The sequence below is a fragment of the Rhizobium sp. BK313 genome (genome assembly GCF_014193655.1).
Taxonomy (GTDB): Bacteria; Pseudomonadota; Alphaproteobacteria; order Rhizobiales; family Rhizobiaceae; genus Rhizobium.
Genome location: NZ_JACHZQ010000002.1, coordinates 832,684 through 853,488, shown reverse-complemented (window position 1 = coordinate 853,488; position 20,805 = coordinate 832,684). Strand labels below are relative to the sequence as shown.

Here is a 20,805-nt window from a genome sequence, read left to right as displayed (position 1 = left end):
CCAATGGCGAATGAACGTATCGGCTATCGTGGCGCGGTCGCGCGACAGCCTGAGAGCCTGGCGCACGGTCTGGAGACCGTTGCGGCAGCGCTGGAGACGATCGATCTCCATCCCTTCCATGGTAAGTCGGTGGGGTTTGCCGGTATCGGCGCCAGCTACCAGGCCGGCATGGTTGGGGCTTGTTATCTGCGGCTTCTTGGCATTCCATCTTTCGCCTATTGCCCGACAGACCTCTACCAAGCCGTGGACAGTGCCGCAGAAGCCTTCGTGGCATTGTCTGCCTCAGGCCAAAGCCGGGAAATATCGGATGTCATGGCTTTGCGCGCGCATATGCCCCGCATTGCAATTTGCCGAAGCGGCGGCAACCCATTGGCAGAATTGGTCGGCGCCGTCATTCCGAGCGGATCCGGGTCGGATAATGGTGCGAGCTCGACGGGCTATAGCGGTATGCTGTTGGCTATCGGGCTTCTTTGCGACAAGCTCGCCATGGCCTCTTTTGGCAGATGGGACGAGATTCCGGCAGCCATTCGCGAGACGTTACGTTCGGCGCTTGGTGGCGCCCAGGCCGCCGCAGCCAGCCTCCAGGCCTGCCATTCCATCGATCTCGTGGGCGCCGGTGCCGGCTTTGCCACCGCCGGCGAAGGCGCAATGCTCATTCGGGAAGCAGTACGTATTCCCGCGGCCGGTTGGGATACGTTGAACTATCTTCATGGGCCGATGGAATCCCAGGATGCCCGCACCGGCGTCATCGCTTTCGGGCATGGCCGCGAGATGAAGATCGCGGAAGATATGGCGGGGTTCGGCTGCCCCTCCGTTTTGATCACGAATCGCGACGACGTCTCCGAGCGTCAGGGCCTTACGGTCATAACCGTGCCAGGGTTCGACAATCCCGTCGCCGACGCAATCGTGCAGATTGTGGCGTTGCAAATGATCGTCGGCGATATGCAGGATGCGGCCGGACTGACTGACATCACCTTCCGCTATCGGCAGACCGATACGAAACTGAAACCATGGTCGCCGACGGAAGTCTGACGTTTAGCCAAATGAAGGCTGCGGCTCGTCGGTCGCAGTCTCCTGCCAAGGAAGAACGACGGTCGCATCCGGCGTTTCTCCGAGAATCTTCGCCAATGCGTAATCGGCGGCCAGCCGCGTTGCGCCGAGAACCGTGCCGTTTGCACCGAGAGTACTGTTTGCAATTTCCGTTGCCCAACTCAAATCGCGCGACACATGTCGAACCTCCTCCAAAATCAATGGATTCTGTCCAACCCCGCCGCCGAGCACAACGAGACCCGGATCAAAGAAACCGATGCAGCCAGCAACCATTCGTCCAATATCGGCGGCGTGCCGGTTGACCCAGAGCAAAGCCTCTTTTTCGCCTTGCTGCGCGCGATCGAACAGCTCCCTCGCGGTTGCGGGTGCCTCGCTCGTCGACCAGCCGGCGATACAGCGCTCGATCAGCGCATCGGAGCCGAGATAATGCTCGAGGCCTTCACGTTCCGGAACGGTGTCCAACGACCAGGGAAAAGGGATACGGCCAGCTTCGCCGGCGGCGCCGTTGAAGCCGCGAAACAATTTACCACCGATGACGATGCCAAGACCGACTCGCACGCCGACCTGCAGAAACACGAAGATCTCGCGACCTTTCGCTACGCCGGTGTGCAGCTCACCGAAGGCTGCGCAATTGACATTATTTTCCAGGAGGATCGGCGCATCGACCGACTGACGCAACCGTTGCAGAACTGCCTCGGGCGCTCGACGTCTGTTCTGACCCAGACGATTTCTCGAGACGATGCGCGGAACGGCAACCGCGATGCTGCGAAGAACCTTGCCACGACTGCCAACGGCCAGGCTCGCGGCCTTTGCGGCGTCATCGACCACCGACGCAACTTCCTCGATCGTCGCGCGACTTTGCTTGGCGATTTTGAGCTCGACGGTTGCAAGCGGACTGCCATCGAGGCCCTGCGCGACGGCACGCACTTGCGCCGCGCCGACGTCGATACCAATAACGTAGCCGGCGGCGGGCCCAAGCGCATAGACAGTCGCGGAGCGACCCATGGCGCCCTGCTGCGAGCCGATCGCCGCGACCAGACCGAGCGCACCCAGCTCATTCATAACCGCAGTCATCGTCGGCTTCGACAAATCGAGAATCGCTCCAAGCCGCGGACGGGTAATCGGTCCGGACGATGCCACCACCCGCAAGACCAGGCGCGAACTTTCCGTGAGAGAGGGAATTGGGCTGGATGGCATCTTGGCTCTTTTCGATGGGGGCCGGCGGTTTTAGCAACGCAAAATGCAAATCGCACTTGCCAGTTTCAATCATCCTCCATAGCCCAGTGTCAATAAAGGCGTGATCCTATGTCCTCGACATCAGAGCCAATCCAGCAAAACCAGAACGCGCTCAACGTCGAGGTTGGAAAAACCTCGCACGCGACGGTGGAGGCGATCGCATTCGACCATTTCGGTATCACCGGAAGAGCCGTGACGCTGTCGAGCGAGCGGGACGAGACCTTTCTGATTCAGACGGACACCGGTAGCGACTACGTTCTCAAGATCGCCAATCCGGCGGAGCGTACCGACATCCTCGAATTTCAAACGCAAGCGCTGATCCACCTCGCAGCTAAGGCACTGCCCTTGCCGCTGCCGCGCGCCGTCCCTACGAAAAATGGAGAGATGCTGCTCGCCCTGCCTCTTGCTGACAAACGGCGGACTGCGCGGCTACTAACGTTTCTTGACGGTCAGCAACTTTACAAGGCACGGCGTTCCTTCGAGCAGATGGATGCGCTGGGCAAGATGCTTGCGCTTCTCGGCAAGGGTCTTGCGGATTTCCGGCCACAAGTACCGCAGCAGACCCTACTTTGGGACATCTGCAATGCCGCGGCGCTGATCGCCTTCGTCCCTCACGTCGAGCCTTTGCGGCAAACGATGGTCAGTCATGCCCTCGAAAGCTTCGACAAGCTTGCCAACGGGGCGATGCGGACATTGCGGCGGCAGGTTATCCACAACGACTTCAATCCGCACAATATTCTTGTTTCGGAGACCGATCCCGCCATGGTGACCGGCGTCATTGATTTCGGGGATATGGTCGAAGCGCCGCTGATCAACGATCTTGCCGTCGCGCTCTCATATCAGATCGGCGCCGAAAACAGTCTCGATGACGCCGTTGCCATGCTTCAAGCCTATCACCGCGTCAGGCCGCTCGATCCCTTGGAAATCACCTGCCTTCCGACCTTATTGCGTACACGGCTTGCGATGACCGTCATCATTACCGAGTGGCGCGCCGCCCTTTACCCGGACAATCGGGACTATATTCTTCGCAATCACCCAATCGCACTCGCCGGCCTCACACGCCTTGTCGATCACACCGACGCGGATCTTGGCGCTTTCTTCCGGCAGAAAATCGGAGACCTCTCATGACGATGGCAAATGCATTTGGCTCTGACGATTTCAACCGCTTGAGCGAAGCGGAGCAGGCGATGATCGCGCGGCGCGAACGCGTGCTCGGGCCGGCCTATCGCCTCTTTTACGAGCGCCCGGTCCATTTCGTGCGCGGCGAAGGCGTTTGGCTCTATGACGCCGGCGGTCAAGCCTACCTCGACGCCTATAACAACGTGGCTTCGGTCGGCCATGGCAATCCAACGGTTCTCGAGGCTATCAGCCGACAGGCCGCAACGCTCAATACACACACACGCTATCTTCACGAGAACATCCTGACCTATGCGGAATCGCTGACGGCGACCTGTCCACCCGAACTCAGCCAGGTCATGTTCACCTGCACGGGAAGCGAGGCGAACGATCTCGCGGTTCGAATTGCAAGAACCTATACCGGCGGGACCGGCATCATCGTCACATCGCATGCCTATCACGGCGTCACCAGCACGGTCGCTGAGTTTTCTCCCTCGCTGGGTCCAAACGTCAATCTTGGTATCCACGTCAGGACGATCTCACCGCCAAATCCGCATTTGCCTGCGCCTGAAATCGAAGCGGCCTTTGCCCGCGAAGTCGAGGCCGCGATTGACGACCTCAAACGACACGGGATTAAACCTGCCATGCTGATCGTCGATACGATCTTCTCCAGTGACGGCGTCATCGCCGATCCGCCCGGCTTCCTGAAGTCAGCCGTCGCGGCAATCCGCCAGGCCGGCGGCATCTTCGTTGCCGACGAAGTCCAGCCCGGTTTCGGGCGCACAGGCGATGCCCTATGGGGTTTTCTGCGCCACGGTGTCGTTCCGGACTTGGTGACGATCGGTAAACCGATGGGCAATGGTTATCCGATGGCAGGGCTGATTGCACGGCCTGAGATCATCGCCGATTTCGGCCGCAATGCCCGTTACTTCAACACGTTTGGCGGCAATCCGGTCGCAGCGGCTGCAGGTCAGGCCGTCCTCAACGTTATTCAGCAAGAGGAGCTGGTCGCAAACGCCCGGGCCGTCGGCGCCTATCTTAGAACCGAGCTCGCAGAATATATCAATCGCTCGCCACTAATTGGGTCCGTACGCGGCGCCGGTCTCTTCATCGGCGTCGATGTCATCGACGGCGGAAAGCCATCATCTGCCGCCGCGGCACGAATCGTCAACGGACTTCGCGACCGACACGTTCTTATCAGCGCAAGCGGACCGCACGCCAATGTCCTGAAAATCCGACCGCCATTGGTGTTTTCCCGTGCAGATGCCTGCTGCTTTCTAGAGGCTTTCGATGCGACGTTGAAAGATGTCGTCTGAAGAACTAAGCAGCACCAATGTCTTCGACCAGCCGACTATCCTGCACGGCCTGTTCAGCCATGAAGGTCGATGGGCATGTCACCCCAATATTCCGAACCAGAGCCGCCTGAACCTTCCCGATTGATCGCATTGACAGGATTCGAAGCGGTTGTTTTCTGAAGAAAAGATTTGCGTAATTCCGCGTCGGGATTGAACTGCCGAAATCAATCTTTGGCCGCCAGGATATCTCGCGTTACACAAAAAAATGAATGGTATGGAATTCCAATTCCTGGACATTAGGCGGCACCGTGGCTTATGTCCCGGCGATCATTTTCCATGTCTCCAAATTTTCCAGTAGTCGTATTGCAAATGACCGAGAGTTATTCACGCGTCTCCAGCGATTTGGCGACCTCGCCTCCGCTGGAGCTCGGGCCGAAAGCCACATCTAAAAAAGCGATCTACTCCACTTACCTGCCAGCGTTTATTCTGGCGCTCGGTACCGGGATCGCTGTTCCGGCCGTCCCGACTCTGGCGAAATCATTCGGCGTAGAATTCAGCGCCGCAAGTGGCATCGTAACCTCATTCCTCCTCGGCAATCTCGTCGGAACCCTTCCTTGCGGCTGGCTCATCGACCGCTTTGGGCGGCGGCCGATTATGATCGCCGGCCCTTTGCTAACAGCGCTTATGGCCTTTCTTTGTGCCTTTGCATTCTCATTTCAGGAGCTTTTGCTTCTGCGCTTTCTGGACGGCTTTGCAGCACAAATGTGGCTGATGGGCCGCCTGGCCGCGATCTCACAAGCTTCCGCTCCCCGTGAACGCGGCAAGCACGTCAGTTGGATGTTCGGCATGAACAATACAGGCGCTCTTGCCGGTCCCATCATGGGGGGAATGATAACGAGTCTTTGGGGGGCTCGGTCACCTTTCATCGTTTTCGGCGCCCTTGCGCTTGTCGCACTCCTTCCTGCCCTATGGTTCGCCGATTCCGAGGGACGCCAAAGCATTTCAAAGGCTTCCGAGAGCACCACGACGACCAGCGTTTCGTGGAAGCAGATTATTCTTCCTCGCCTGCCCTATTTTGGTGTCGCTTTGTTTGCCGGGCTCACCAGGGGACCTATTTTTGCTGATCTCCTGCATCTTTATGCTGCCTTCGCCTACCATCTGGGTCCACAGCAGATCGGGTATTTGGCGACTGGAGCGGCCCTGCTTGCATGGCCGATCGGCTTTATCGCCGGGTGGATGATGGATCGTTACGGCAGACTGCGCACAATGGTTCCTGGTTTCGGGGGAGTTGCGCTCTCGATGGCAGCACTGGGCTTATCCACCTGGCTGCGGCTGGGGCTAGATTGGTATATCGTTCTGTTTTTTATCGCTGTTATATTGCAAGCGCTAACGGGAGGCTCCATTCAGACCGTCGGCGCGGATGTTGCGCCCCCGGAGGCAAGGGGAAGATTTCTTGGGATATGGCGCTTTGTCGGCCAAAGTGGAACGACACTAAGCCCTATCCTTTTCGTAGCGTTGGCACAGTTGGACTACGCGGCGTCTTTCCTATTCATATCGATATGTGCAGTGGCTGTGGTTGGCCTCCTGGCAAAATACGTTCCCGAGACACGTGAATAGAGGCGCATTGCGAGCTCCCTCGTCGCATGCCATGCTACAAAGTCTCCACCCCAGCTTTTTCAAACTAGCTTGAGCCCATGTTGCGCAAAAGTGAGATCGGACACAATCTGCTGGGCGCCTTGCCGCTTTCCACCGTGGTTGTGTAAGGCGTCGACCTCCGCCATGAGCCCGCAACGCTACTGATGGCCCATGTATTTCGGTAATTCCCTGGCCAATGCATCGATTGCGATCCGCACTTTTGGCAACGGAGCAGATGTCGACAGCCACAGTGCAGACACGTCATACGGAAATCCCGACAGGTCGGGCAACAACTCGATGAGGGAGCCGGCAACAAGTCGGTCGCGAACAAGCCACGAAGGAAGCCACGCGAGGCCCGCACCACATGTCACCGCGTCGGCGATCGCAGCAAGATCGTCCATACGCGCGCTAATGGAAGGTAGCACTTCGAGGGGGGTGTCTCCGTCCCGCGGAAACATCCATGGCGGAACGATGCCCGAGCGGAGATAGACGATGCCCTTCAATTGCTGCAAATCGCTGATGCTGGTGGGGCGCCTCGCGGTCTCAAGATATCGTGGCGATCCGCACACGATCATTCGCTGGCGAGCAACACGGCGTCCTGAGATCCCCGCCTGGTTTCCAGGATCACCTGTCCGCACTGCAAGATCGTAGCCGTCCTCGGCCAAATCGACGAAGCGATCGCTTAGCGAGAGATCGAGTTGAAGCTCGGGAAACTCGTCGACCAACGCCATCAGGATCGGCATCACGCAATGACGGCCGAAATGCACAGGGGCCGTCACGCGGAGCAAGCCTCGAGGTTCGGAAAGCTGGTTGGCCGCGAGCACATCGGCGGCCTCCACCTCGGCGAGGATGAGCCGGCAACGTTCGTAATAGCTGCGCCCGAAGTCCGTCAGGCTTTGTCGGCGCGTCGTCCGATTAATCAAATGCACGCCCAGGCGTTCCTCGAGGAAGCGGACATGTTTGCCAACCATTGGGGCAGACAGACCAAGAGCCTCGGCAGCCTTGGCGAATGATCCAAGATCAACCGCCCTAATGAAAACCGCCATGCTCGTCAGTCGATCCATATTCGAAACCATTGGTTATTTCTGAAAAGCCGATCTCCACATTTATCCGGTTGTCGGCGCTCGCTAAAGACCATTAGAGCATGATGGTTAGGAGTGAGCGAATGCGCAGAGTCTGCTTTAATCGGCATGGGGCCCCAGACGTCCTCGCCTTCGAAACAGTCGAAGCGCCACAGCCCGGCGTGGGTGAAATTCAAATCCAGGTCCGGGCGCTGGGCCTCAATCGTGCTGAAGCACTGATGCGCGCTGGGACCTACATCGAGAGACCGGCGCCGCCATCGGGACTCGGCCTAGAGGCCGCCGGTGTCGTAACGAAGCTTGGTGACGGGGTTGAAGGCTTCATGCCCGGTGAGGCGGTAAGCGTCATTCCACCAATTTCCATGGTTCAATGGCCAACCCATGCTGAGTATATCTGCGTGCCGATTGATCGTGTGGTCAAGCATCCGGCAAACCTCGGCTGGGAAGAAGCAGCCGCCGCATGGATGCAGTATTTGACGGCGTTTGGCGCCCTCGTTGAGGTGGCCAAACTCCGCCGCGGCGACACTTTGGTAATCACCGCAGCCTCAAGCAGCGTTGGATTGGCCGCGATCCAAATTGCCAACGTGATTGGAGCGATCCCGATCGCATGCACGCGCAACAGCGGAAAACGGCAAGCTTTGGTCGACGCGGGCGCCGCGCATGTCATCGTCACGGATGAAGAGGATCTTGCACTGCGCCTGGATGAGATTGCCGGGAGCGCGGGCGTTCAAGTCGTGCTCGATGCCGTCGGTGGGCCGATCTTTGAACCACTCACGAATGCCATGGCACGCGGCGGTATCCTCATCGAGTATGGCGGATTGAGCGAGAAGCCCACGCCTTTCCCACTTCCTGCTGTGCTGAGCAAGAGTCTGACGCTGCGAGGCTACCTCGTTCATGAAATTACCGGAGATCCCGAACGCTTATCGAGAGCCAAGCGATGGATTCTGGACGGACTCGAAGCCGGAACGCTTCGGCCGATCATCGCAAAGACCTTTACCTTTGAACAGATCGTTGACGCACATCGATACTTGGAATCAAACGAGCAGTTCGGGAAAATCGTCGTGACACTGTAGACGCCTCTCCGTGAAGATCGACCGGAACGGATTTGGTCGCGTCTGACGGTTGCGAAACAAGCTTGGACGTCCGCGCCGAAAGGAATTTATGGACAAAGATAGCCTTACAGACCTTCAGGCCGTTGCTCAGTCTATTCGTATAATCTCTACTCCGTCGCAAGTTTGGACCGCTCTCTTAGCTTCTTGGGCGGGGGAGAAATGGCGCAATGCGCACTTTGAGACCGACTGGCAGGTCGGCAGTCCCATTAAGATCTCGACGATGATCGGAGACGAACGCTACGACGACGTCGGTCACGTCTTGCGCATGGAGCCCTGCGAGCTACTGCAATATGCCCATTGGTCGCGTGTCTCCGGTCTTCCCGACACTCCGACATCCTACGCCATCATCACGTTTCGCCTGTCGTCCGACGGAGGCCAAGTTCTGCTGAAGGTCGAGCACCAGGTGCCGTCCTCTCCGATCCGGCAGGGGGATGGGTGGATAATTGGTCCAGAATCAGGGCTGAAGCATGCCGAGTTCTATTGGCGGTCAACCCTCCCCATCTTGAAGCGTGTCGTCGAGGAACGCGTTGCGCGAACTGAAATATGATGGGCCGTGCGAGCTTTGAGCGGTGATGTTCGACCGCCCAGCCGTGGCTATCGACGGCCCTCACGGTCCCGTCGCCCTTCCTCGACGAGCCAATCTCGCACCCGCCGCGCTTGAGCGTTGAGCTCACGCGACCGTGGCCAAACGACATAAAATGCCAGGTTGGTGTCTAGAACATGTCCGCCCACAGGCACCAGCGCGCCCGACTTAAGCTGCTCGCCGACAAGATGTTGCCATCCCAGTGCCACCCCTTCCCCACCGAGTACGGCTTGAATGACGAGGACATAATCGTTGATCGCAAGCCGCCTAGGCTGCGCAGTATAACGAACACCTGTGCTTGCGAACCATTCGGACCAATCGCAAGCCGCTCGGACAGGCTCCTCAAGATGGATCAGCGGTAGTCTCAGAAGGTCCTCCGGCCGCTCTGGCCGTCCACGCTTTTCAACGAAGCCGGGGCTGGCAACCGGAAAAACCACCTCAGGCGCGAGCATGGCAGAATGATAGCGCGGCCAGCTTGCAGGATCGCCACCGCGAACGCCGAGCGGGATCGGCTCCTCGTCCAGATCGAGGTCCCGGACACTGGTCTGGATGCGCAGATCGATCTCGGGAAGGTCGGCCCGAAAACGCGCCAGTCGCGGCAGCATCCACATCGACCCAAAGGCCGTTGACGCTGCGAGCGTAACATTGGATTCACGGCCTTTCGTCCGGATGTCTTCGGCCGATCTCTGGATACGCGACAAACCCATGGTAACGTCGGCAAGAAAGCGCTCCCCGACGTCGGTCAGTTCGACACTGCGGTGCTCGCGATGAAAAAGAGGCACGCCAAGCTGGTCCTCAAGCTTCCTGACTGCATAGGAGACGGCGGCCTGCGTCATGCCGAGTTCCTCGGCAGCCCGGCTAAAATTCTGGTGTCGTCCCGCAGCTTCGAAAATGATCAGTGTCGATGCCGTCGGCAAAAGTCGTCGCAGTGTTTCCATAAGGTGAACTTATACAAAGACCAAGTTTTTTCCAGCGTTACAAGATCCAGGTGTCGGCCTAGCCTTTGTCTGGATTATGGAGGCGGACATGACTGAGATGCCTATCGAGGAAAAGGTTGGTAGACGTGGGCGAAGCAACCGATCCGCCCGGCGTGACGGGACCGCGAAGCCTTGCGGGGTGCCCTATATCGTTCGCAATATTCCGCCTTATGACATACTGTCAGAGGAAAACCTCCAGAAGATCGAGCGGACGGCCGACCGCATTCTCGCGGAGATCGGCATAGAATTTCGCGACGACCCGGTATCGGTGGATCACTGGAAGCGTGCCGGAGCCGACGTCCAGGGCGTGCGTGTCAGATTTGAGCCGGGCATGCTTCGTGACATCGTCTCCTCGGCGCCCAGCAGTTTTACCCAGCATGCCCGCAACCCCGCAAACAGCGTCGAGATCGGCGGCGATCGGGTCGTCTTCTCTCCTGCCTACGGTTCGCCCTTCGTGATGGACCTCGACCGCGGCCGTCGCTACGGAACGATCGAGGATTTCCGCAACTTCATCAAACTCGCCCAAGCAAGCCCGTGGCTTCACCATTCAGGCGGTACGATTTGCGAGCCGGTCGACGTGCCTGTCAACAAACGCCATCTGGACATGGTCTACAGTCACATCAAGTACTCCGACCGAGCGTTCATGGGATCCGTCACGGCGGAAGATCGTGCCGAGGATTCGATCGAGATGACGCGCATTCTCTTCGGTAGAGATTTTGTCGACCGGAACTGCGTCATCCTGGGCAACGTCAATGTGAACTCGCCACTCGTCTGGGACGGGACCATGACGAAGGCGCTGCGGGCCTACGCCCGCGCCAATCAGGCTGCTGTCATCGTTCCCTTCATCCTCGGCGGGGCGATGGGACCGGTGACCAATGCGGGAGCCATCGCTCAATCCTATGCGGAAACGCTCGCCGGCTGCGCGCTCACACAACTGGAACGCAAGGGCGCGCCCGTTATCTTCGGGAATTTTCTCTCATCCATGTCCCTGCGGTCGGGGTCGCCCACTTTCGGAACGCCGGAGCCGGCCATCGGCTCCATGGTCATCGGCCAGCTTGCACGGCGGCTGAGACTGCCTCTCCGGTGCGCCGGCAACTTCTCCAATTCGAAATTACCTGACGGCCAGGCCATGCAGGAGGGTCTGATGTCAATGCTGTCGGCCATTCATTGCGGAGCAAATTTCATTCTGCACTCGGCGGGATTTCTGGATGGCCTGCTGGCAATGTCCTACGAAAAGTTCGTGATGGACACGGACCTATGCGGCGCACTTCATTCCTACCTCGCCGGGGTCACGGTGGATGACAACACGCTGGCTTTCGACGCCTTCGAGGAAGTCGGACCTGGCAGCCATTTCCTTGGGTCAGCGCACACGATGCGGAACTACCAAACGGCCTTCTGGGATTCGACACTTTCGGATAACGAACCCTTCGAGAAATGGAGCGAGGAAGGCGGATCAACCGATATTGCGACACGCGCCAATCGGCAATGGAAAAGGACCCTGGAACGATATGAAGCGCCGCCGCTCGACGCCGCTGTCGACGAAGCACTCTGCGATTTCGTCGCCCAACGCAAGGCTTCGATGGCCGATGGATGGTACTAAATAGGAAGACGGCGCTCGAGCAAGGAGGCGGCCACAGCTCTTCGGCGGGCACGCGAAATTCTAGAGCAGCGCCACAAAGATCCGACCTCGGTCCAAAATCACCGGGCTGCAGATGTTCACGGGTGATGCCAAGTTTAATCTGGCCGGCGCATTTTTTGATAGATTTGCATGGATCGCCACTCTTGCAAGGGCTCTCCAATGAGCGATCACGCCACGCTGCGGAGCCAGTCGGCGAAAAGCATGATCAAGTGCTTGCGGGGATGCTCGGGCAGACGGAGCAGGTAAAACCCCAGTCCGGGCAGTGAAAGCATGTGCGCCTTCACCAGTTCGCCCCGCTCGAGTTCCGGCGCCAGAATGATGTCGCTGCAAATCGCCACCCCTTGGCCGGCCAGCACAGCGGCAATCGCGTGCGCCTCCTCGCGGAAGCTGAGCTGGCAGGCGTCGGCGTCGCGCGGCAGTCCGGGCTCGATCTCGCGCGCCTTCATCCACCAGCGCCGCCAGGTCGGCGTCTCGGCATCATTCTTCATCCAGTCGTAGTGGATGCGCGGTAGCCGGCACATGTCGGCCAGCTGGTTAAGAGGTTTACCCTGAGGAAGCAGTTCAGCGCGGCAGATCGCAAAATAGCTATCGCGAAACAGCTCCTGCGCAACATGCTCGGTGGGCATTCGACGCGCATATCGGATCGCCACGTCGGCCTCTTCGCTCGCTAGGTTCAAGGGGCGATCGGTACCGATCACCTCAAGTGCGATCCGAGGCTGGACTTCGCGCCATCTCGGCAATCGCGGCACGAGCCACCGGCTGGCGAAAGCATTGGGCGTGGTGACCCGCAAGGTCTCGCCTCCCGCTGCGCCGGGAAGCGCTGCGAGCGCCGCGGAGAAGGAGTCAAATCCGTTGCGCAGGACGGGAAAGAGCAATTCGCCGGCTTTGGTCAAGCGCAGGGGGCGCGGCCGCCGATGAAAGAGAGATTGGCCGCAAATCTCCTCAAGAAGATGGATTTGATGGCTGATTGCGGTAGGCGTGACACCGAGCTCCGCCGCCGCGAGCCGAAAGCTCAGGTGCCTGGCGGCGCTCTCAAAGGCTCGCAACGCATTGAGCGGCGGCAGCTTCCTCATCGTTTTAACGTAGATGAATTGAGCTCATCCGTCACCTGATTTCTTCGATTTTGCCAAATGCGCTACCCTCGTGAGAGGCTGTCTGCGGATCGTTCGGGGGGGAGAGAAAATGCAGTCCCATGTCGGAACGCACACCGCAGGTGCGGGCAGCAGCTTGCGAGATGCAGCCCGGCTCGGCCGCGCCCTTCGCGGAGACCTGGTATTGCCAACCGATGCCGGCTTCGAGCAGGCACGGCGCGTTTGGAACGGTTTCGTCGACAAACGGCCAGCCGCGATCACTTATTGTGCAGACACTGACGACGTGGTCGCGGCACTCTCCTTCGCGCGAGAAAGCAATGTGCCGCTGTCGGTGCGCAGCGGCGGGCACAACGTGGCGGGGAACTGCGTATGCGAAGGCGGACTTGTCATCGACCTGTCCCGCATGAAGAAGAGGTCGGTGGACGGCAAGCGGCACATAGCCTGGGCTGACGCCGGCCTGACGCTCGCCGAATTCGACAGTGCCACGCAAGCCTTCGGCTTGGCAACGACCATGGGTGTCAACGGCGACACAGGCATTGCCGGTCTCACGCTGGGCGGCGGCTTCGGCAAGCTCGGGCGCCGCTACGGGCTGGCCTGCGACAATCTTTTGTCTGCGGAGATCGTCACCGCTGACGGCAGGGTTTTGCGGGCGAGTGCAGACGAGAATCCGGATCTTTTCTGGGGGTTGCGCGGCGGCGGTGGAAACTTCGGTATCGTCACCCGCTTCGAATACCAGCTCTACGAGATCGGGACAGAGGTTCTTGCCGGTTCCGTCACTTTTCCGGAAGCGCAGGCGCGCGATGCGCTGAGGTTCTATAACGAGTTCGCGAGGGCGGCGCCGGAGGAACTCAGCCTTGACGCTGCTCTGGTCACATCCGCGGGCGAACGGATGTTCAGCGTTTCCATTTTCTATTCCGGCGTACCCAGAGAGGCTGAAAAGGTCATCGCTCCTCTGCTTGGATATGCCAAAGGCAGGGCGGTGAGCGAGCAGCTCATGCGCAAGCCCTACCTGCAAGTGCAATCCGCTGCTGACGCCTTGTTCCCACGCGGACGCCGTTACTCTTGGAAGGCACAGTTCATGCACGAACTGACCGACGATGCAATCGACGCTTTGCTGGATATTTATCGGAAAGCTCCGAACGAGAACGCGCTGCTCGTCCTCCAGCAAGTCGGCGGGGCGATCAGGCGCGTCCCGGTTTCAGAAACCGCCTATGCGTGCCGGGACGCCGAATTCGACTGCTTTCCGATCGGCATGTGGGATGATCCAGACCGGGACGAGGAGAACATGGGCTGGATCCGCGAGGCATGGGCGGCAATACGGCCCTATTCGACCGGCGCCGTCTACGTGAACAATCTCGGCGACGAAGGTCAAGACCGAGTGAAGGCAGCCTACGGGCCGAACTATCAGCGGCTTTTGGAGCTGAAGAACAAGTACGACCCGACCAATGTGTTTTTCCTGAATCAGAACATCAGACCGACAGTAGTCTTGCCAAAGCGCTGACCGAGCCGGACCAGGAACCCATGAAGGCCGTTCGGCGATGTTGTCCTTTTAAGAACTTTGTCGGCCGCAACGTGATCGACTGGCTGACCAGGAAATCCCGGAGATTGAAGACCGGCCCATATTCGTGCGACGCAAAGCGGCCGCGCAATACGCATCGAGGGGCCCGACGATGTCGCGGTCGCCGCAATCATGGGGAAGCTTGGTCCGACCGACGGGAGCTTCTATGCCCATTGCTCGACGCTATCGGCTAGCCGCTTCGAGCTACCGGGTCAGCGTGACGTGGATATTCTTCAATTCGGAATATTCGTCAAAGCCGTGGCGACCGAGTTCGCGGCCGATACCGCTCTGCTTGTAGCCGCCGATCGGCATTTGCGGCGTGCCGTCCCCCATGCCATTGATCCACGTGCGGCCGGCCTTGATCCGGCGGATTGCCTGAAGTCCGGTCGATAAGTTGTTTGTCCAAACACAGGCAGAGAGACCGAACGGCGTGTCGTTGGCGAGTGCGATTGCCTCTTCCGGATCGCTGAAACGGAAGGTGCTGAGCACAGGGCCGAAGATTTCATCGCGAGCTATGGACATCTCGGGCTTGACGCCGGTGAAGATTGTCGGGGCAAAGAAGGCGCCGGCTTCGCCAAGCCTGGTGCCGCCGCTATAAATGGTGGCGCCGTCGGCTTTGCCTTCTTCCACATAGCCCGCGACCTTTTCGAAATGGGCATGGTGGATCAGTGCGCCGACATTGCTGGCGTCGTTGAGCGGGTCGCCGGTAACGATCTTTGCCGCCAATGCCTCGACCTTTTCCAGGAGTTTGTCGGCGATGGAGTCGGCGACGATCAGACGGCTGCCGGCGATGCAAGCCTGGCCGGAGCAATGGAAGGCTCCGCCTGAGATCTTGGCGGCGGCGGCGTCCAGATCGGCGTCAGAGAAAACCACCTGCGGCCCTTTGCCGCCAAGTTCCAGACCGACGCGCTTGATGTTCTGGCCTGCCAAGCTACCGATGACGCGGCCGACACGCTGCGAGCCAGTGAAATTGACGGCATCGACATCGGGGTGTTCCGCAAAGACCTGACCGACATCCGCGCCATAACCGGTGACGACATTGAGCACGCCATCCGGCAGGCCGGCCTCGCGCGCCAGTTCCGCCATGCGGATTGTCGAGCCGGAGGTGAATTCGCTCGGCTTGATGACGACCGTGCAGCCTGCACCGATCGCCCAGGGGATGCGTTCGGAGCCGATCAGCAGCGGGAAATTCCAGGGCGTGATGATACCGACGACGCCGGCAGGTTCGCGAAGCACAAGGCCAAGCGTATTTGTGCCGAGGTCGTTATAGGTCTCCCCTTCGAGGCCACGCGCCTGACCGGCAGCATAGCGCCAGAGTTCGGCGGAATAACCCATTTCGCCGCGCGCCTGGCTAATCGCCTTGCCGACCTCCAGCGCTTCAATGGTAGCGAGTTCCTCGATATTCGCTTCGATCGACTCGCCGATGCGGTACATGATCCGTGAACGCTCGGCGCCGGTCATGCGTGGCCACGGACCACTATCGAAGGCGGCGCGGGCGGCGGCGATGGCGCGCTCGGCGTCGGCGCGCGATCCCTTCGGGATCGTGCTGACGATGTGACCGGGATGGGCGGGACTTTCGCGGGTGATCGTCTCGCCGGAAAGGGCAGGAACGCTAGCGCCGCCGATCAGCATGGAATAGCGGCGATCCCCAAGCAGGCGGGGATCATCGAGGCGGGGGGCAATGAAGCGGTAGTGAGCGGTCATCTTGAAAAGCCCTTTTCGCCACCTCTATGGACGGCCAAGACGGATATGCCCGACGATGATCAGCAAGCGACAATGATACGATCACGGCCAGACGCCTGCATTTGGATCGCACACAGACGCAAGTTACGCAAGCAATTTACGCATGTTTCGAAAAATCACGCAATTTGCGTAACGGTTTCGCCGGGCTGCAACCGAACACCGCATTCGATCTGCAGAGGCGTCGCTTCGACATAGGCCAGGCGGCGCTGGACCAGTGCAATGGCCTGGCGCGCCATCTCGGCACAATCAACCCGCATCGTTGTCAACCGTGGATGCATCAGCGCGGCATAAGGCAGATCGTCGAAGCCGATGACGGAGATCTGGTCGGGAACGCTAAGCCCCGCGGCCTCCAACGCACTCATCAGCCGGAAGGCGCCCATATCGTTGGCGCAGAAGACGCTGGTCCATTGGGATTGCCCCCGCACGCGCCGCTCGACTTCGAGCAGGAGTTCGGTATCGACGCCACCCGCAACCGTTACGGCGGCACAGGTGGTGCCCGCATAAGCCTCCACGGCGGAATAGAAGCCGCGCCGGCGCTGCGTTGTTGTCCAGCGCGTATGATCATGAACATAAAGGAGATTTCGGTGTCCAGCCCGAAGCAGCGTATGGCCTGCAAGTTCGGCGCCGAAGAAATTGTTAGGCGCGACGCAATCAAAACGCATCGCGGGGTCGTAGCCATTGACGAGGATCACCTTGTCGACGCCGTTCAGGAAATGTGCGGCGAGCGCGTCGGTCAGGTCAATGCCGACAAAGATCGTCATTGCGGCGGTTTCCAGTTCCTGGTCGCGGATCATCCGTTCCGGGCCAAGGCTTGCCTCATCGACCATTCGGATCGAGAGCGTAAAGCCTGCGTCGCGTGCTGACGAACGCAGACCAGCAATGACGGCCTCGTAGAAAGGGGCAAGGCCACCGGTTGCAAGGCTGCCGGTGACATAGGCGCGCAAATGGCGCGTCTCGACCGGCTGCTGCTTGCCGCGGCCGAGGTAGCCTGCATCTTCTGCGAGTTTGCGGATCTGCATGCGCCGTTCGTCACTTATGCCGCGCGCATCCGACAGAGCGCGGGAAACGGTGCTGACCGAGACGCCCGCCGCCTTGGCGATGGCGATCTGGTTTGCGTCGGATTTACGTGAACGAACCAAGCTGAGCCCCCTTATTTGTCCTCATAATCGGTGATTCCCACTGTAAATCCATCCCAGTGCCTCGATATCGACGGCCAGGTGGTCAATGCGATCCATCTCCGTAACGAAAACGTGCAGGACAAATTTGCATAAAACGAGAATTTGCGCAATTGACAATGCAAATTGCGTATGCTGGATTATTGCGACTGCGAATGAGGCGGGGTTCGCGATTGTCATTTCTGTTTTGAGTGTCCGGCCTGTGCGGTGCACGGCCGATCGGGAGGAGAAAAATCCATGACGAATGAGAGCAGGGACGATTTCTTGCAGGCTTTGATGCTTGGTCGCCGCCAATTCCTGCAGGCAGCCGGTGCCGGCGCCGCCGGCCTTGCGCTGTCGGGCGTTGCAACGCCAGCCGGGGCACAGGAGAAGGTCGAATTGACCATGTGGGCCTGGACGCCGAACACCCAGGCAGAGCTTGATCTCTTCGCCAAGGCCTTCCCGAACATCAGCGTCAAGCTGGAAAATGCCGGTCAAGGCCCCGACGAATATGCCAAGGTGCGCAACGCAATCCGCGCCGGCACGGGCCTGCCAGATGTCTGCCAGATCGAGTTCACCAACATTCCGGGCTTTGCCCAGCTCAATTCACTCCTCGATCTCACCAAATACGGCGCCAACGACGTCAAGGACAAGTTCATCGACTGGACGTGGTCTTCCGCCTCGATCGGCGACGCCGTCTACGGCATTCCGTGGGACAGCGGCCCGATGGGCATCCTCTATCGCGCCGACGTGCTCGACAATCACAAGATCGAAGTGCCGAAGACCTGGGCGGATTTCTCCGCGCAGTCGAAGGCTCTTTCAAAAGCCTCCCCAGGCACCTTCCTCACCAATTTCGGCGGAACGGCCGATGGCGGATGGGTGATTGCGCTGCTGGCGCAAGCCGGCTGGAAACCGTTCGAGCTCGACGGGACCAACCTCAAGCTCAATCTCAATGACGCGGTCGCCAAGAAATGGGCTGCCTTCTGGCAGGACCTGATCGACGCCAATGCCGTCGGCGTCAAGACACCGGTGTGGACGACCGATTGGTTCACCGGTCTCGATGAAGGCGTCTACGCTTCTTGGATCACGGGTGCATGGGGCGCCGTCTTCATTCCGCAATTTGCCAAGAAAAGCTTCGGACACTGGCGCGCCGCGCCCATGCCGCAGTGGGACGCCAGCCAATATGTGTCGGCCAATCTCGGCGGTTCGACGATTGCCGTCTTCAATACGACGAAACATCCGAAGGAAGCCGCTCAGCTCGCCATGTTCCTTGGTGGCGATCCGGAAACGACCAAGCTCTGGACGACCAAGCAATTCCTGTTCCCGGTCACCAAGGCGTTGGTCGCCGACCCGGAGATCATGAGCCACAAATACGATCTCTATGGCGGCCAGGCAGTCAACGAAGTCTTCGCCGAAAGCGCCAAGCACGTCGACGTATCCTTCAAATATGCGCCGTTCCAGGACTATCTCGCCGGCCAGGTGCAGCAGGAACTTTCGGCTTCCATCGGCGGCAAGGGCTCGCTCGGCGACGCCTTCGACCGTCTGCAGGATACCGTGACCGCCTACGCCAACGACCAGGGCTATACCGTCTCCAACTAGTGCGGTTCCATCGAACCGCTCTGGTTTTGTCTTTCGCAATTCAAAACGGAAAATTGCAGCGCATTTTTCCGGAATTGCTTTGGCAGCCCCCTGGGATGCCGATCTTGTGTCGGCATCCCCTTTTTTTATCCAGTGACATTCCGGAGGCTGATGCATGGCCGGTCCGAGACCGAAGAAGCGGCGACACCTTATCAGCAAGCGCGTCGCACCCTATCTTTTCCTTGCTCCCTTCACCCTGCTGTTTCTTGCCTTCCTCATCGCCCCGATGGTCTATGCCTTCAATTTGGCGATCTACCGGACGACCGTCGTCGCCGGCACGAAATTCGTCGGAGCCGACAATTTCATCCGTGCGCTCGGCGACCCGAAGTTTTGGCAGGGGGTCATCGTTCTCCTGAAATTCGCCATCATCCAGATCCCCGGCATGGTGGCGGTCGCACTGTTGATTGCGCTGATCCTCGATAGCGGCACCGTGTATCTGAAGAGCTTCTTCCGCGTCAGCCTGTTCCTGCCCTATGCCGTGCCGGCGGTGATCGCGACGCTGATCTGGGGCTATCTCTATGGTCCGGCCTTCGGCCCCTTCACCCAGCTCGCTAACGCGCTGCATCTGCCGGCGCCGGATTTCCTGGCGGCCAGCACAGTGCTGCCGTCAATCGCCAATATCGCCAACTGGGAATATACCGGTTACCAGATGATCATCTATTACGCCGCGCTTCAGGCAATTCCAGCCGATCTCGAGGAGGCGGCCGCGATGGATGGCGCGAACGGTTTCATCTATGCGCTGAAGGTCAAACTGCCGCTCATCGCGCCGATGGTGGTGGTGACCATCATCTTCTCAATCATCGGCTCGTTGCAGCTCTTCTCCGAACCCTATCTGCTCCACAACATTGCGCCGGCGCAGATCAGCAATTCCTACACGCCGAACTACTACGCCTATTCGCTCGCCTTCTCCAACCAGCAATATAATTATTCGGCTGCCGTCTCCTTCGTCCTCGGGGCGGTAACGGCCGTCATCTCCTACGTCTTCATGCTGATCGTGAACCGGGGGAGCCGCGCATGACGATCGTCGGCAAGTCCAAACGTTCCCCGAGCTTCCGGCGCAATCGCTGGATGCTGAGCGCCATTCTTTTCGTGATCTGGCTCTATACGATCTTGCCGCTGTTCTATGTGGTGGTCTCGGCCTCCAAGTCGAACAACGATCTCTTCACGACTTTCGGGCTCTGGTTCTCGAGCGATTTCCACCTGCTCCAGAACATTCACGACGTCTTTTCCTATCAGGACGGCATTTTTAGTCGCTGGCTGCTGAATACGATCGGTTACGCGACGGCCGCCGGCGTCGGAGCGGCGCTATTTTCCACGATGGCGGGCTATGCTTTGGCGAAATATCAGTTCTTCGGCAAGCGGCTGGTTTTCGCCATCATTCTCGGTGCGGTCATGATCCCGCAGACGGCGCTGGTTGTGCCGCTTTTCCTGCTGATGTCGAAGGTCGGCATGGTCAATACGCCCTGGGCGGTCATCCTGCCGTCGCTGGTCTTCCCGCCGGGCGTCTTCCTGATGCGGGTCTATGCCGACGATGCCATTCCGAACGAATTGATCGATGCCGGCCGTGTCGACGGCGCCGGCGAATTCCATATCTTCACGGCCTTAACGCTCCGGCTGCTGATGCCCGGCTTCGCGACGGTCTTGATCCTCGCCTTCGTGGCCACCTGGAACAATTACTTCCTGCCGCTCGTGGTGCTGAGTTCGGCCGAATACTTCCCGGTCACGGTCGGATTGGCGCAATGGTATGCGACCGCAACCGTCGGTAGCGGCGGCGGCGCGGCATTGTTCACGCTGGTTCTTGCCGGCGCGCTTCTCAGCATCGTTCCCGTCATCATCGCTTTCATCGTCATGCAGCGCTTCTGGCAAGGCGGCCTCGGGGCCGGCGGCGTCAAGGCTTGA

At 59.4% G+C, this 20,805-nt stretch carries 18 protein-coding genes; 12 read left to right on the top strand and 6 right to left on the bottom strand.

Features of this window, described 5'->3' with window-relative positions; genetic code table 11:
• The first annotated feature begins 3 nt into the window (after nucleotides 1–3).
• Nucleotides 4–1,032 (top strand): SIS domain-containing protein, encoded by a 1,029-nt coding sequence (locus tag FHT86_RS16195; protein WP_133707801.1) that lies wholly within the window; start codon nucleotides 4–6, stop codon nucleotides 1,030–1,032.
• 3 nt (nucleotides 1,033–1,035) lie between these two features.
• Here FHT86_RS16195 and FHT86_RS16190 read toward each other — a convergent pair whose 3' ends face one another.
• Nucleotides 1,036–2,124: an ROK family protein gene (locus FHT86_RS16190; RefSeq protein WP_246779529.1), complete on the bottom strand. Its 1,089-nt coding sequence runs from the start codon at nucleotides 2,122–2,124 to the stop codon at nucleotides 1,036–1,038.
• Between the two features lie 231 nt (nucleotides 2,125–2,355).
• On the opposite strand from FHT86_RS16190, the gene FHT86_RS16185 reads away from it, so the two are divergent.
• The 4 genes from FHT86_RS16185 to FHT86_RS16175 all read left to right on the top strand — a co-directional run bounded on the left by FHT86_RS16185 (nucleotide 2,356) and on the right by FHT86_RS16175 (nucleotide 6,314).
• Nucleotides 2,356–3,414 (top strand): phosphotransferase, encoded by a 1,059-nt coding sequence (locus tag FHT86_RS16185; RefSeq protein ID WP_133707799.1) that lies wholly within the window; start codon nucleotides 2,356–2,358, stop codon nucleotides 3,412–3,414.
• Nucleotides 3,411–4,718 (top strand): aspartate aminotransferase family protein, encoded by a 1,308-nt coding sequence (locus FHT86_RS16180; protein WP_133707798.1) that lies wholly within the window; start codon nucleotides 3,411–3,413, stop codon nucleotides 4,716–4,718. The genes FHT86_RS16185 and FHT86_RS16180 overlap by 4 nt, the downstream gene beginning before the upstream one ends.
• The gene (locus FHT86_RS38490) at nucleotides 4,708–4,842 is read left to right on the top strand and encodes a hypothetical protein (protein ID WP_281413674.1); all 135 of its coding nucleotides are present in this window, start codon (nucleotides 4,708–4,710) and stop codon (nucleotides 4,840–4,842) included. Before FHT86_RS16180 ends, FHT86_RS38490 begins: the two co-directional genes overlap by 11 nt.
• 224 nt (nucleotides 4,843–5,066) lie before the next feature.
• Nucleotides 5,067–6,314 carry an MFS transporter gene (locus tag FHT86_RS16175; protein WP_166656838.1) on the top strand — a complete coding sequence of 416 codons (1,248 nt, stop codon included), beginning with the start codon at nucleotides 5,067–5,069 and terminating at the stop codon, nucleotides 6,312–6,314.
• 176 nt (nucleotides 6,315–6,490) lie between these two features.
• On the opposite strand, the gene FHT86_RS16170 is transcribed toward FHT86_RS16175, so the two are convergent.
• Nucleotides 6,491–7,396 carry a LysR family transcriptional regulator gene (locus tag FHT86_RS16170; RefSeq protein WP_133707796.1) on the bottom strand — a complete coding sequence of 302 codons (906 nt, stop codon included), beginning with the start codon at nucleotides 7,394–7,396 and terminating at the stop codon, nucleotides 6,491–6,493.
• A gap of 101 nt (nucleotides 7,397–7,497) precedes the next feature.
• On the opposite strand from FHT86_RS16170, the gene FHT86_RS16165 reads away from it, so the two are divergent.
• Both FHT86_RS16165 and FHT86_RS16160 read left to right on the top strand, forming a co-directional pair.
• On the top strand, nucleotides 7,498–8,484 hold the full coding sequence (locus FHT86_RS16165; protein WP_133707795.1) for a zinc-dependent alcohol dehydrogenase family protein: 987 nt from the start codon (nucleotides 7,498–7,500) through the stop codon (nucleotides 8,482–8,484).
• 88 nt (nucleotides 8,485–8,572) lie between these two features.
• Nucleotides 8,573–9,070 carry an SRPBCC domain-containing protein gene (locus tag FHT86_RS16160; RefSeq protein ID WP_133707794.1) on the top strand — a complete coding sequence of 166 codons (498 nt, stop codon included), beginning with the start codon at nucleotides 8,573–8,575 and terminating at the stop codon, nucleotides 9,068–9,070.
• Between the two features lie 47 nt (nucleotides 9,071–9,117).
• Here FHT86_RS16160 and FHT86_RS16155 read toward each other — a convergent pair whose 3' ends face one another.
• Nucleotides 9,118–10,044 carry a LysR substrate-binding domain-containing protein gene (locus FHT86_RS16155; RefSeq protein WP_133707793.1) on the bottom strand — a complete coding sequence of 309 codons (927 nt, stop codon included), beginning with the start codon at nucleotides 10,042–10,044 and terminating at the stop codon, nucleotides 9,118–9,120.
• An 88-nt stretch (nucleotides 10,045–10,132) separates the two neighbouring features.
• Between FHT86_RS16155 and FHT86_RS16150 the strand changes: the two genes are divergently transcribed.
• Nucleotides 10,133–11,683, top strand: a complete 1,551-nt coding sequence (locus FHT86_RS16150; RefSeq protein ID WP_166656837.1) for a trimethylamine methyltransferase family protein — start codon at nucleotides 10,133–10,135, stop codon at nucleotides 11,681–11,683.
• A gap of 206 nt (nucleotides 11,684–11,889) precedes the next feature.
• Here the strand turns inward: FHT86_RS16150 and FHT86_RS16145 are convergent, their stop codons facing one another.
• Entirely contained in the window at nucleotides 11,890–12,795 is a 906-nt protein-coding gene (locus FHT86_RS16145) for a LysR substrate-binding domain-containing protein (RefSeq protein WP_133707792.1), read from the bottom strand.
• 109 nt (nucleotides 12,796–12,904) lie between these two features.
• Between FHT86_RS16145 and FHT86_RS16140 the strand changes: the two genes are divergently transcribed.
• On the top strand, nucleotides 12,905–14,314 hold the full coding sequence (locus FHT86_RS16140; RefSeq protein ID WP_133707791.1) for an FAD-binding oxidoreductase: 1,410 nt from the start codon (nucleotides 12,905–12,907) through the stop codon (nucleotides 14,312–14,314).
• 261 nt (nucleotides 14,315–14,575) lie between these two features.
• Here the strand turns inward: FHT86_RS16140 and FHT86_RS16135 are convergent, their stop codons facing one another.
• Together FHT86_RS16135 and FHT86_RS16130 are read right to left on the bottom strand one after the other, a co-directional pair.
• Nucleotides 14,576–16,075, bottom strand: a complete 1,500-nt coding sequence (locus FHT86_RS16135) for an aldehyde dehydrogenase family protein (RefSeq protein ID WP_133707790.1) — start codon at nucleotides 16,073–16,075, stop codon at nucleotides 14,576–14,578.
• Between the two features lie 155 nt (nucleotides 16,076–16,230).
• Nucleotides 16,231–17,253, bottom strand: a complete 1,023-nt coding sequence (locus tag FHT86_RS16130) for a LacI family DNA-binding transcriptional regulator (protein WP_133707789.1) — start codon at nucleotides 17,251–17,253, stop codon at nucleotides 16,231–16,233.
• A 273-nt stretch (nucleotides 17,254–17,526) separates the two neighbouring features.
• Here FHT86_RS16130 and FHT86_RS16125 point away from each other — a divergent pair, with 273 nt between their 5' ends.
• The 3 genes from FHT86_RS16125 to FHT86_RS38085 all read left to right on the top strand — a co-directional run bounded on the left by FHT86_RS16125 (nucleotide 17,527) and on the right by FHT86_RS38085 (nucleotide 20,805).
• The gene (locus FHT86_RS16125; RefSeq protein ID WP_133707788.1) at nucleotides 17,527–18,867 is read left to right on the top strand and encodes an ABC transporter substrate-binding protein; all 1,341 of its coding nucleotides are present in this window, start codon (nucleotides 17,527–17,529) and stop codon (nucleotides 18,865–18,867) included.
• A gap of 154 nt (nucleotides 18,868–19,021) precedes the next feature.
• Entirely contained in the window at nucleotides 19,022–19,924 is a 903-nt protein-coding gene (locus FHT86_RS16120) for a carbohydrate ABC transporter permease (protein ID WP_133707787.1), read from the top strand.
• Complete coding sequence (locus tag FHT86_RS38085) at nucleotides 19,921–20,805, top strand: carbohydrate ABC transporter permease (protein ID WP_208116663.1); 885 nt, start codon at nucleotides 19,921–19,923, stop codon at nucleotides 20,803–20,805. The genes FHT86_RS16120 and FHT86_RS38085 overlap by 4 nt, the downstream gene beginning before the upstream one ends.

Coding starts and splice junctions, on each gene's coding strand:
- FHT86_RS38490 (WP_281413674.1), top strand. CDS start 4,708: ATGTCGTCTGAAGAACTAAGCAGCACCAATGTCTTCGACCAGCCGACT.
- FHT86_RS38085 (WP_208116663.1), top strand. CDS start 19,921: ATGACGATCGTCGGCAAGTCCAAACGTTCCCCGAGCTTCCGGCGCAAT.
- FHT86_RS16180 (WP_133707798.1), top strand. CDS start 3,411: ATGACGATGGCAAATGCATTTGGCTCTGACGATTTCAACCGCTTGAGC.
- FHT86_RS16160 (WP_133707794.1), top strand. CDS start 8,573: ATGGACAAAGATAGCCTTACAGACCTTCAGGCCGTTGCTCAGTCTATT.
- FHT86_RS16145 (WP_133707792.1), bottom strand. CDS start 12,795: ATGAGGAAGCTGCCGCCGCTCAATGCGTTGCGAGCCTTTGAGAGCGCC.
- FHT86_RS16120 (WP_133707787.1), top strand. CDS start 19,022: ATGGCCGGTCCGAGACCGAAGAAGCGGCGACACCTTATCAGCAAGCGC.
- FHT86_RS16140 (WP_133707791.1), top strand. CDS start 12,905: ATGCAGTCCCATGTCGGAACGCACACCGCAGGTGCGGGCAGCAGCTTG.
- FHT86_RS16135 (WP_133707790.1), bottom strand. CDS start 16,075: ATGACCGCTCACTACCGCTTCATTGCCCCCCGCCTCGATGATCCCCGC.
- FHT86_RS16195 (WP_133707801.1), top strand. CDS start 4: ATGGCGAATGAACGTATCGGCTATCGTGGCGCGGTCGCGCGACAGCCT.
- FHT86_RS16170 (WP_133707796.1), bottom strand. CDS start 7,396: ATGGATCGACTGACGAGCATGGCGGTTTTCATTAGGGCGGTTGATCTT.
- FHT86_RS16185 (WP_133707799.1), top strand. CDS start 2,356: ATGTCCTCGACATCAGAGCCAATCCAGCAAAACCAGAACGCGCTCAAC.
- FHT86_RS16165 (WP_133707795.1), top strand. CDS start 7,498: ATGCGCAGAGTCTGCTTTAATCGGCATGGGGCCCCAGACGTCCTCGCC.
- FHT86_RS16125 (WP_133707788.1), top strand. CDS start 17,527: ATGACGAATGAGAGCAGGGACGATTTCTTGCAGGCTTTGATGCTTGGT.
- FHT86_RS16190 (WP_246779529.1), bottom strand. CDS start 2,124: ATGACTGCGGTTATGAATGAGCTGGGTGCGCTCGGTCTGGTCGCGGCG.
- FHT86_RS16175 (WP_166656838.1), top strand. CDS start 5,067: ATGACCGAGAGTTATTCACGCGTCTCCAGCGATTTGGCGACCTCGCCT.
- FHT86_RS16150 (WP_166656837.1), top strand. CDS start 10,133: ATGACTGAGATGCCTATCGAGGAAAAGGTTGGTAGACGTGGGCGAAGC.
- FHT86_RS16155 (WP_133707793.1), bottom strand. CDS start 10,044: ATGGAAACACTGCGACGACTTTTGCCGACGGCATCGACACTGATCATT.